Raw genomic sequence first — 13,131 nt, 5'->3', positions numbered from 1 at the left:
TATTAAAATTTTAAATTAGCACCAATTACAAATGATCTCAATGATGGGTAAGCATCTAACTCAACCCCTTGAGTACCTTCAACTAGTTTACCATCTGATACAACATCTGGTGAGAATCCAGAGAATTTTTGCGTAATAAATGGGTTAATTGCGTTTACATAAATTCGGCAAAAACTAATAAAACTATCTTCTCTAAGTGGTAATTTATATCCTAGAGTAATGTTATTGATTCTAAAAAAGTCTGCAGACTCCAAGTAGTAAGTTGAAGCGTAAGGAGTTAAATTAGAAGGTGCAGGAATTGATGATGTAGTATTTGTAGGTGTCCAAAAACCGTTTGCCATTGATGCTTCTACATTTTCTCCTCCAAATCTTTGCGCTTTCTTTCCGTTATATACTTTTGCTCCTCCTGTTCCGTAACCATCAACAGAAAAATCAAAGTTTTTGTAGTTTAATCCTAAAGTAACACCATAGTTAGAAGTCGGTAAAAGAGATCCAACGTATTTTTTGTCTTTTAGTTCATCTAATCCTGCTTGAGCAACTTTAGAACCATCTGCTTTATAGTACAACATTTGACCATTTGCTGGGTCAACCCCTGCATATTCATACATGTAAAAACTACCTAATGGCTGTCCTACTGAAGTGTTATCAAGGATTTTAGTATTTTGACCATTTCCTAAACTTCCTCCAATAATTGGATTTAACTGAACATTTTTAAGACTTGTAAGTTCATTTTTATTATGAGAAAAATTTCCTCCAACCCAGTAACTTAAATTGTCATTGATTTTATCATCCCAACGTAAAGAGATTTCGTAACCTTTGTTTGATACCTCTCCAACATGTGCAGGCGTAGCAACTGTAATTCCAGAAGTTGAGTATGGTTTAACATTCAAAATTGTATTTGTTGTGTTTTTATCATACACATCAAATGACCCTTTTAATCTGCTGTTCAATACTTCAAAATCGAAACCTCCTGAAAGTTCTTCAACAATCTCCCAAGATAAATTAGGATCTACTTGAGAATTAATTGTAGTACCTCCTAAACCAGAATAATCTAATCCTGAAGTCAATAATTGAGTATTAAGAGGCACATTTTGATTTCCTAATCTACCCCAAGAACCTCTAATTTTTAATAAATTAATTTGCTCAACATTACTTAAAAAGCTTTCTTTTGAAACTACCCACCCTAAACCAACTGATGGAAATGTTCCCCAACGTTTGTCTTCAGCAAATTGAGATGATCCATCACGTCTTACAGTACCTGTAAGCAAATATCTATCTAACAATTTATATTGAAAACGAGCAAAATAAGATGCCAATCTTCTTTGATTTAAAGCCTCATCTTTTAAACCTGTAACAGTACCTGCAACATTAACATCTTTTAAAGACCAATAATTTGAGTTTGCATTTACATTCTTTCTATCGATTGTTAACTTTTCTCTAGTTCCTTGCACATTCGCCTCAATACCAGCTGTAACTTCAACATCATGAATTTCTGCAAAAACTTTATTATACGTTAAATAGTTAGATAAGTTCCAATTAAAATATTGGTCTCTATTTCTTGTCAAAGTGTTCACATTCAAATCACCTGGATATTTTGATACTACACGAGTAGGATCTGCAGAAAGCCAAAGAGCCTGGTTATCAACATAGTTATACTGTTTGTAAGTATAAAACTCTCCATTAAACTGTGAAGTAAATTTTAATGATTTGATAATATCATAATCTAATTTTAATCCTCCTTGCAGCATAACAGTTTGCTGCTGTTCATTAGTATAATCCAATTGAGCTACTGGATTCCCAACATTATTAAATGATGCACCAGTTTCTGATACAACTCCATTTGACACAAATGGAACACCATATTTACCATTTGCATAACGCACAGGAACAAGTGGAGATTGTCTGTAAGCATTAGTAAATGCACTCAAAGGCATTGGTGTATTCTTTATAGTACTTACACTAAAGTTTTGAGTTAATTTAACTTTATCAGAAAGTTTAAACTCATTATTATTTCTAATAGTTGTACGTCCGTAATCTGAACCGTTTAAGATTCCTTTTTCTTCATAATTTCCAACACTAAAAAAGTATTTTACATTTTCTGAAGATCCAGAGATTGCAAGATTGTTTTGAGTATAAGATCCCGTTCTTGTAATCGCATCTAACCAGTCTGTATTGTACGGTTGATTTGCAGAGAATCTGCCTTGAGGGTAATCGTTGATGTAAGCTGCGTTGCTATAACGAACATACTCGTCAGCATTTGCCATTTTTACCGTTTTTAGAGGTGTTCTAAATCCTGTAAAACTTTCAACATCTACAACAAGTTTTCCTTTACCTGCTTTGGTTGTAATCATAATTACACCGTTTGCACCTCTAGTTCCATAAATAGCTAATGAAGAAGCATCTTTTAAGATCTCATAAGATGTAATGTCATTAGTATTAATGTTGTTGATATTATCAGTAGGCATACCGTCTACTACATATAAAGGATTTCTTCCTCCTAATGCAGTACCAGCTCCCCTGATTACAACAGATGGCGTACTTCCAGGCGCATCTGAAGTAGATACCTGAACACCAGCTGCTTTACCTTGGATAGCCTGAGAAGCATTTATTACCTTCATTTTGGTAATTTCCTCAGATTTGATTGAACTTACAGCAGATGTATTATCAATCTTTTTTCTTGTACCGTATCCAATTACAACTACTTCTTTTAATGCAGTATCCTCTGCTTCTTTTAAGGTAATTGTCATTGGTGCGGCAGTTGCCGGTACAGAAACTGAATTAAAACCCAACATAGAGACTTTTAATATATCTCCTGGTTTTGCATTAATAGTAAAGTTTCCGTCGAAATCTGCATCAGCAGTAGCACGAGCATCAGATGAAGCGATTATTGCTCCAGGAATTCCCATTCCGCTGCTGTCTACTACTTTTCCTTTAATTGCTTGCGCTTGCCCCATCATATAAGATGGTAACAATAAGAGCGCTAAAAAGCTAAAAATAAAATTTTTCATACAGTATGTAATCGTTTAAGTTAGTAGAGCCAAATTAAACAATTACAACGTTGTAGTACATCAGATACCACTACAACATAACTACATCATTGTGTTAAATTTTTAAGCTATATAAATGATTATCAAACATATAAATGTTAAATAAAATCTGTTAACATAACGTTATGATGTAGTATTGATGTATTAGAATTATATAAAAAATGAGATGGAAAAATATAAGATCTATAAATTTTAAAACCAAATCTTACAGACTTAATAAAAACTTTGACAGGTTTTCATCTTGGGTAAGACTAAGTTTCTTTCTTAAGCGGTATCTATGTAATTCGACACCTCTAAATGAAATATTCATTAAAGGTGCAATTTCTTTTGACGATAGATTCATTTTAAGATAAACACAGAGTTTTATATCTTTTGGAGTTAGATGGGGATACTTTTTAGAAAGGTTAATAATAAACTCATTGTGAATTTGATTCAAATTTGTTTCAAAAGTCTCCCATTCGTGTTTATTAACCTCATTTATCTTTATTGCCTTTTTGATTTCGCTTTTTAGTTTATTGAAATCTTTTTCAGAATCAAGAATACCTTGAATGTTTTCGATCATTTCGCTTTGTTTAGCAATCGACAAAGATTTACCCGCAACTTCAGATGATTTCGTCTGCAATTCAAGCTCTAGAATATGTTTCTCAAATTCTTGAATATTCAGCTCATTCTCTTTCTTAAGTTCCATTTCAAGAATTTCGCGCTGATGTTTTAATTCTTCTGCCTGCAATTTTAATTTTTGTGTATAACGAAGTTTGTTCCATTTGTAATAGAAAAATAAAACTGCGGCTATTACCAATAAATAAAGCAACACCATCCAAAATGAAAAATACCAAGGCTGCGAAACTTTAAACTCAAAGCTTGAAACTTTATCATAATTAGCACCATCATGTTTAAAAATCACGACAGAATGTGATCCGCTGCTTAAGTTATTTAAAACAACTGCGCCATTTGAAATTGGTACGTATTTCTTGTCATTATTTATCTGATAAAATAAATTTGGCTTACTGGCTCCATAAATTCCAGAAATCACATTTATTCTAAGTTCCGTATTGTGTTTTATTCTACTTTCATCCGGAAGAAGTTCACCATTATTATAAGCTTCAATTCTAACGCCTTTGTTCTGCTTATTTTCATATTCTAATTGAAGCGAAATAAATCCATCATCAAGATTTAATAAATAATGATTGTTACTTCTAAAAATTCTTAGATTTTCATTAATCAACTTTCCTTTATAGTATTTCTCTTGAATAATATTCCAAACAAATTTATTTTCATTTGCATAAATATGATAGAGAACACCCTCTTGTAAAACAATAAAATGATTTTTATCTATGGCAACTACATCAGAGATATTTTTAAAATTGGTATTGAATAATTCGTTCTCTTCTAATTTATTTGTGATCGAATTAAACGTATACCAAACGTTATTAATTAAAAAAAGAATTTCTCCTCTAAATTCAAAAATCTTAACTCCAAAATCATTTTTGATTTTACTTAGCTGCGTAATGTTCTCAACTTTCTTGGTCTTGAAATTATCATCTAAGAAAACTCTATATAAACCACGATAATTATCTGCCGCCCAAATTTCATTTTTTTTATTTTGAGCAACATATTTTATAGGTTTTGATAGTCCGTCAATTTTTTTGCTTTGACTAAGATCCGAAGCATTGTTATATAATAAGATTCCGCTGTAAGTCGATTGAAAATAAGTATCATTAATAATACTTTTTGATAAGTTCCAACCTCCATTTACATTATTAATCTTTGTCAAAGCACCATTTTCATAACAAAATGTACCATCATTATGACCTATAACATATTTACTTCCAATTTTGGTGATATTCCATCCCTGCCCTTGTGTATTGGGCATCATTTTGAAGTTTCCAGAATCAAACTCAAAAATACCATGATTTGAAGCAATTAAATATCCTTTATCAATAGTGGCAACGGAGTAAACAGAGCCCAAGATTCCAGAATTATCATAAAAAAACGAAATTGGAGAATTTACCTCAACATGAGCAATTCCGTTATCTAAACCAAGCCATAGATCTTCTTCTTTATCAAAACCAATGCTTAGCACCGAGTTATTCATCAAAACATTGTTTCGGTCAATATTTTTAGATGTATTGGCATTAAAATCGTAAATAAACACCCCTTTATTACCAGTACCAACAACGAGTTTATTATTCTTAATAAATTTGGCAACATTAATTCCGTTAGATTTTAATGTTTCATTCAATGGGTTATTCCAAGGTTTTAGCCCCTCTTTATCGGCAACAAAAATCCCTCGCTTTTGCGTAAAAATATAAGTTTTGCCGTTATATTTTTCGATTGCATGCACAACGGTATTTTTCAAAACTTCCCAGCCTTTTGGAATTGCGATTTTTGTTCCATTCATTCTAAAAAGACCTTTCTCGACAGAAGCAACATAAAGGTTCTTATCTACGACAAAGCAATAGGATACTAAAAAGGGAAATTTGATTCTTTGAATATGTTTTCCGTCATAAATAAAAACATCATTGAAGGATTGAAAATACAATGATCCATTAAACCTGAATATCTTCCAGATTTCTTCATTGTCTTTTTCATCAAATAAGCGAAGATTTTTGGTAATAGAAACGTAGTGCATTTTACCATCTTTTCTGTACCAATATCCAAATTCTTTATACGATCCTGAATAAATTCGATCGCCTTCAATTAAAATCGAGCGAATTATCGTTTTGTTTGGCAAAGAGTACTTTTCCCAAATGACACCATCATAACGCAGCAGATAATGATTATTTGCAAAATACATTGCCTTATCTTTACCTTGAGCAACGTTCCAGATTTGATTATCACCTTGATAATCTGATTTATTGTAATTTTCAACGAAGGGAAGTAATTCTTGTGCTTGGATTTGAAAAGCAATGAAAAAGAAGAATAGTAATTTAAAAAGTTTCGATTTCAAAATATTCGGATTTATACCTCAAAGATACTCACAAATATTTAATCTGAAGCCATAAAAAAAGCTCCCAACAAGGAGCTTTCTTATAATCTTCAATTTAAAATCTTTAATTATTCAGCAATTGATAAACCTGATTTGCAATTTCATACTCTTCGTCAGTTGGCACTACAAGTATTTTTGCTCTTGAACTTGGCTTGTTGATTTCTCTAATTTCTTTTGAACGAATTTGATTTTTATCATCATCAATTTCAATTCCAAAATAATCCATATCTGTACAAACCAGCTTACGCATATACGATGAGTTTTCGCCAATTCCAGCTGTAAAAATTATAGCATCTAATCCGTTTAAAGAAGCTGCATAAGCTCCAATAGTTTTTCTAATTCTATAAGCATTCATTAACAAAGCCAGCTGACATTCTTTGTTTCCTTTTTCTGCTTCCGATTCAATATCACGCAAATCACTGTAACCTGTAAGACCTAGCATTCCGCTTTGTTTCAATAAAATAGAATTTACTTCATCTGGTGTATATCCTAAATTTTTGATCATATAAAATATTACAGATTGATCAATATCTCCCGCTCTTGTACCCATTATTAGACCATTCGCAGGCGAAAATCCCATTGTTGTGTCAATACTTTTTCCGTCTTTTACAGCAGTCATACTGCATCCGTTTCCTAAATGTATTGTGATAATTTTAGACTTATTCTCTAAGTAGTCTATTGCCTTTTCAGATACGTATTTATGACTTGTTCCATGAAATCCATATACGCGGACTTTATTCTCTGTTAAAAGATAATTTGGAATCGCATATTTATAAGCTTGAACTGGAATTGTCTGGTGAAATGCAGTATCAAAAACAGCCACTTGTTTTGCTTCGGCAAATATTTCTTCTGCAACATTTATTCCTACCAAATGCGCTGGATTATGAAGCGGAGCTAATTCTGAAAGTTCTTTAATTTTTTCTTTTACTTCTTCTGTAATAATTGTTGTATCAGAAAAATAACTTCCTCCGTGTACGACTCTATGCCCTACGGCTGCAATTTCTGAAGTTGTTTTAATTACTCCTTTGTCAGCATCCAAAAGCATATCTGCTACTTTTTGCAATCCTACTTTATGAGTTGGAATCGGCAATATCTCTTCGCGCGAATTTGAAGCTGTTTTAAACATAATATTTGATGTTTCTAGACCAATTCTATCAATCATACCGCTGCAAATTACTTCGTTTGCCGGCATAACCATTAATTGATATTTTATTGATGAACTTCCTGAGTTTATTATTAGTATTTTCATTTTTATTTAAAGGTGCTAAGATGCTAAGTTTCTAAGGTGCTGAGTTTTATAAAAGACTCAAAACTTTTTTTATTTGCTTTGCATATTTTGAATTTACACTACAATAAAAGTAATTATCAAGACAAAGTATAAATTCACAATTTACAATTAACAATTCATAATTATATTACATTCCCTGCGCCTGAATGGCTGTAATTACAACTGTATTGATAATATCGTCTACAGTACAACCACGGCTTAAATCGTTTACTGGTTTATTTAGTCCTTGCAGCATCGGACCAATTGCCAATGCTCCTGTTTCTCTTTGTACTGCTTTATAAGTATTGTTTCCTGTGTTCAAATCTGGAAAAATTAGTACACTCGCCTGTCCTGCTACTTCAGAATCTGGCATTTTACTTTTTCCAACTGCACGGTCAACTGCAGCGTCATACTGAATTGGGCCTTCAATTTTTAAATCAGGACGTTTTTGTTTTACAATTTCGGTTGCGGCTCTCACTTTATCTACTTCATCGCCTTTTCCTGATGATCCAGAAGAATAAGAAAGCATGGCAATTTTTGGTTCAATTCCAAAAGCTGAGCTTGATTCTGCCGATGAAATGGCGATTTCTGCCAATTGTTCGGCAGTTGGGTTTGGATTAATAGCACAATCTCCAAAAACAGAAACTCGATCTTCTAAACACATAAAAAACACAGATGAAACTACAGACGAATTAGGTTTAGTTTTAATGAATTGCAAAGCTGGCAGAATAGTATGCTGTGTAGTATGTGCCGCACCCGAAACCATTCCGTCTGCATGACCTTTATAAACCATCATGGTTCCAAAATACGAAACGTCTTCCATTAAATCTCTTGCCATTGTAATACTTACATTCTTTGCTTTTCTAAGCTCATAATAAGTATTAGCATAATCTTCATACAATTCAGATTCTTTTGGATTGATGATATTCACTTTAGAAAAATCAAATGCAATTCCAAGTTCTGCAATTTTACTTTCAATTTGTTTTCTTTCACCAATAATCGAAATATCCACAACATCCATCGACAAAAGTCTTGAAGCTGCAATAATAATTCTCTCATCATTTCCTTCGGGCAGAACGATATGTTTACGATGCTGTCTGGCTCTTTTAACCATGTTGTATTGAAACATTTTTGGCGTCATGCCTTCAGCTTCAAAAGTGATTAATCTTTCGGATAAAGCTTCGTTATCAACATATTTTTCAAAAGTAGTTATCGATGTTTCAATTTTATGCGTGTTGTTAGCATATATTTCAGACTTAATGGCACCAATTCTGTTGGTAATATGATACGTTCCACCGTCAACTGCTATAATTGGAACAATTGCCGAAAGTCCTTCTATAAGCTTTAAAATGCTTTCTTCTGGAACAATATTACCTGTTAGGATAATTCCTGATATTGTTGGATAATTTGCTGATTCATTAGCTTGCAAAGCTCCTAAAATAATATCCGAACGATCTCCAGGAGTGATTACAAGCGCATTATCATGTAAATGAACTAAATAATTATGCAATTGCATGGCTCCAACGCTAAAGTGACCAATTTCATTATTTAAATAGTTGCCTCCAAACAAAACTTTAGCATCAAGTTCATTAACAATTTCCTGCATCGTTGGATTGTTTAAACTTGAAATTAACGGAATTGTATCGACTAAAACATTCTCCGGTAAACTTTTTTGAAGACTTTTAGTTACTAATTCAATATTTTCTGGCTGCACTTTATTGGCAAAAACAGATAAAACCTCAACCTCTTTTACTTTGAAAGAATCGTAAACTAAATACAAGCTGTCAACCAATTCTTCCAACGTTTTTCCAACTCCTGAACCAATAATTATTGTTGGAATTCCTAAGTTTTTGGCAATTAAAACATTCAAATCTAATTCTATTGAAGTTCCTTCGCCAGTAAAGCTTGTTCCTTCTACCAAAACAAAATCAAAACGTTCTTCGAGTTTTTTATATTTTTCGATAATTAAATCTAAAACCTCACCTATTTTTCCTTTATTCTTTTTCTTAATCAGTTTACTCTTTGTGATGGCATAAGCATCTTCAAACTTAATATCGAGGTTAAAATGCGATAAAACAGTTTCAATGTGATTATCTAATTCGCCATCGACAAAATCTTCTACAATAGGTCTAAAATACCCTACTTTGGCTGTTTTTCCAATCAAAATACTCATCAAACCGAGTGTAATAATCGATTTTCCGCTATTGTGATCGCTCGTTGCTATATATATTGCTTTACTCATAATTTATATTTTGAAACTTAACGTATCTATTTGAATTCTATTTTAATATTTATAAGGTTAAAACCAACGCCTTTTCTTGAAATAAACAATCAAGGCTATTACCAGTAAAACCATTGCCACCATCACGCTATAATAACCATAACGGTATTTTAGCTCTGGCATGTTTTCAAAGTTCATACCGTAAACTCCAACAATAAAAGTAAGGGGTATAAATATGGCCGAAATTATAGTAAGGGTTTTCATAATCTCGTTCATTTTTCGGCTTTGTTCCGAAAAATAAAAGTTAGAAGCACTTTCAAGTGAGCTCATATCTGATTCTATTTGCTCTAAAAGCTCTAAGCTTTTTTGATGCAGTCTGATAAAAAAATTAAAAGTTTCCTTTTGTATCAAACTGTTGGTGTCATCATCTTTAATCGTTTTTAAGTAATAAAGTGAATCTCGAAGAGGAACAATTGAACGCTTTAAAAAATTAAAGTTATCACGGTGATTTTCAATCTTTTCTAAAATAACAGGATCTGCCCCTTTTTTAGTCAAGTTGATCAATTCTTCAATTTTATCTTCTTCATCTTCAATTGTAATGTAGAAGTTTTCGATTACAGCATCTAATAACAAATAAAGCAGATAATCTACTTTTTTAGTTCTTACAATTCCTGAATGCGTTCGAAGGCGTTCGCGAATATGCGTAAAAAAATCACTTCGCTTTTCTTGAAAAGAAATTAAAATTCCGTCTTTTAAAATAAAGCTAAGCTGTTCAACACTTATATTATCTGAATATTCCGAAGGCAAAAGCGATTTTATGTTGAAAAACAAAATATCAGGCTGTTCTTCTAGTTTGGTTCTTTTAGTGGTGTTTAAAATATCAGCCAATAAATAATCATCAAATTTAAAATGCGCTCCTATAGTTTTAAGTAAACCAATGTCATTTAAACCATGAATATTAAGCCAATTATTTTTAGTATAATCAAAACAAGAATTTAGAGCTAGAACGGTAAACTTATCATATTCAACAACATCTGTATCGTTATATACAAAAAGTTGCATCTCGGTTTCATGCTCTTTATGCGAGCCTGTGTACTCTAAAGTAATATGCTGCAGCTTTCTTCCTTTCTTGTATTTGATCTTTCTCATTCAAAAAAATTTACAATAGTAATATTACGAAAAAGAATCCGAATGAGAAATGACAATTATCATTTTATAAAAATCCTAGCAAATAGACACATTCCAGTCGATTCTACATAAATTATAGGCATAAAAAAAACCGAGCCATTTCTGACTCGGTTTTCATATTCAATTGTAAAGATGCACCGCAGTGTGTCTCTACGTAGTAAATTATTTTACCTCTTCGAATTCAACGTCTTCAACGTTATCTCCTTGAGATTGCTCTTGTTGTGGAGCAGCTTGTTGTCCTGCATCACCTTGAGCGTACATTGCTTCTGTAGCTGTTTTCCAAGCTGCATTAACATTGTCTAATCCCTTTTGGATTGCATCAAGATCTTGAGATTGGTGAGCCATTCTCAATTCAGTTAAAGCATATTCAATAGCTGTTTTGTGCTCATCTGTAATTTTATCTCCCAATTCTTTCAATTGACTTTCAGTTTGGAAAATAGTACTATCAGCTTCGTTCAATTTCTCAGCTCTTTCTTTTGCAATTCTGTCAGCATCAGCATTAGCTTCAGCATCTTTTTTCATTTTTTCGATTTCTTCAGCTGTTAATCCAGAAGAAGCTTCGATACGGATATCGTGAGATTTTCCAGTTCCTTTGTCAGTTGCAGAAACTTTGATGATACCATTAGCATCGATATCGAAAGTTACTTCGATTTGAGGAACTCCTCTTGGTGCTGGTGGAATACCATCTAAGTGGAAACGACCGATAGTTTTGTTATCAGCAGCCATAGCTCTTTCTCCTTGCAATACGTGGATTTCAACAGATGGTTGAGAATCAGCAGCAGTAGAGAATACTTGAGATTTTTTAGTTGGAATAGTTGTGTTAGACTCGATTAATTTAGTCAATACACCACCCATAGTTTCGATACCTAAAGAAAGAGGTGTTACGTCAAGTAACAATACATCTTTTACATCTCCAGATAAAACTCCACCTTGAATAGCAGCTCCAATAGCAACAACCTCATCAGGGTTAACACCTTTAGATGCTTTTTTACCGAAGAATTTTTCAACTTCGTCAGCGATTCTTGGCATACGAGTAGAACCTCCTACAAGGATTACTTCGTCGATATCAGATGTAGATAAACCTGCATCTTTTAATGCTTTAGCAACTGGCTCCATAGAACGTTTTACTAAAGTATCAGATAATTGCTCAAATTTAGCTCTAGATAATTTTTTCACTAAGTGTTTTGGTCCAGAAGCAGTAGCAGTTACGTATGGTAAGTTGATTTCTGTTTCAGCAGAAGATGATAATTCAATCTTAGCTTTCTCAGCAGCTTCTTTCAAACGTTGTAATGACATTGGATCTAAACGTAAATCAATACCTTCTTCAGTTTTGAATTCGTCAGCTAACCAGTCAATAATAACTTGGTCAAAATCATCACCACCTAAGTGAGTATCACCATTTGTAGATAATACTTCGAATACACCATCTCCTAATTCAAGAACAGAGATATCAAAAGTACCTCCACCTAAATCGTAAACAGCAATTTTTTGATCAGTTCCTTTTTTATCTAATCCGTAAGCAAGTGCAGCAGCAGTTGGCTCATTGATGATACGCATAACTTTAAGACCAGCAATTTCACCAGCTTCTTTTGTAGCTTGACGTTGTGCATCGTTAAAGTAAGCAGGAACAGTAATAACTGCTTCAGTTACAGTTTGACCTAAATAGTCTTCAGCAGTTTTTTTCATTTTTTGAAGTGTCATTGCAGACAATTCTTGAGCAGTGTATAAACGACCGTCAATATCCACACGTGGAGTATTGTTGTCACCTTTTACAACACTGTAAGGAACTCTTTTTGCCTCTTCTTGAGTTTCAGCAAAAGTGTGTCCCATAAAACGTTTAATAGAAGCAATCGTTTTTGTAGGATTCGTTACTGCTTGTCTTTTTGCAGGATCACCTACTTTAATTTCGCCACCTTCAACAAAAGCGATGATAGATGGAGTTGTTCTTTTTCCTTCTGCGTTAGGAATAACAACTGCTTCGTTACCTTCCATTACAGAAACACAAGAGTTCGTCGTACCTAAGTCAATTCCGATTATTTTACCCATTTTTTATATATTTAATTTTTGATTTAATTTTATAACTCAGGTGGCATAAGTCAATCTTTGTGCCAATATAAAAAACTAAATAAAATTGTCAGTTTTATTATTGGCACGACAATAATCGGCTGACAACATGACATTTTTTAAACCTGACATACATGGCATACTCCAATAATTCATGTCATTATTTTAGCAGACTTCTTTTTATTTTTCCCCAGATTTGCTAAATAAAGCCCTGTCGCAAATCTATTTACATAAAACTTCTAAAACTCAGTCCTATCAAAATCAATTTAGAGAATCCATTATTAAAACGCACTAAAAAAATGATTAATGCTATAAATAATTAATACGAAAACATCTTACATTTGAAAAATAATAC

Annotated in this window: 6 protein-coding genes; all 6 read right to left on the bottom strand. The window is 32.7% G+C overall.

What is annotated here, in order from left to right:
* Positions 1-2: 2 nt before the first annotated feature.
* Positions 3-3,008 carry a SusC/RagA family TonB-linked outer membrane protein gene (locus ACHRV0_RS09800; protein WP_129024600.1) on the bottom strand — a complete coding sequence of 1,002 codons (3,006 nt, stop codon included), beginning with the start codon at positions 3,006-3,008 and terminating at the stop codon, positions 3-5.
* 244 nt (positions 3,009-3,252) lie between these two features.
* Complete coding sequence (locus tag ACHRV0_RS09795) at positions 3,253-5,997, bottom strand: histidine kinase (protein WP_395440722.1); 2,745 nt, start codon at positions 5,995-5,997, stop codon at positions 3,253-3,255.
* Positions 5,998-6,100: 103 nt separating this feature from the next.
* On the bottom strand, positions 6,101-7,285 hold the full coding sequence (locus ACHRV0_RS09790) for an acetate/propionate family kinase (RefSeq protein WP_395440721.1): 1,185 nt from the start codon (positions 7,283-7,285) through the stop codon (positions 6,101-6,103).
* 166 nt (positions 7,286-7,451) lie between these two features.
* Positions 7,452-9,545 (bottom strand): phosphate acetyltransferase, encoded by a 2,094-nt coding sequence (pta, locus tag ACHRV0_RS09785; RefSeq protein ID WP_395440720.1) that lies wholly within the window; start codon positions 9,543-9,545, stop codon positions 7,452-7,454.
* Between the two features lie 57 nt (positions 9,546-9,602).
* Positions 9,603-10,673, bottom strand: a complete 1,071-nt coding sequence (gene corA / locus ACHRV0_RS09780; protein WP_129024601.1) for a magnesium/cobalt transporter CorA — start codon at positions 10,671-10,673, stop codon at positions 9,603-9,605.
* Between the two features lie 201 nt (positions 10,674-10,874).
* On the bottom strand, positions 10,875-12,758 hold the full coding sequence (gene dnaK, locus ACHRV0_RS09775; protein WP_099719694.1) for a molecular chaperone DnaK: 1,884 nt from the start codon (positions 12,756-12,758) through the stop codon (positions 10,875-10,877).
* Positions 12,759-13,131: the final 373 nt, after the last annotated feature.

This window comes from Flavobacterium sp. FlaQc-30 (assembly GCF_044005885.1).
Classification (GTDB): domain Bacteria; phylum Bacteroidota; class Bacteroidia; order Flavobacteriales; family Flavobacteriaceae; genus Flavobacterium.
Note: the sequence above shows the minus strand (reverse complement) of the source record. Positions and strands in the feature narration are given on the sequence as shown.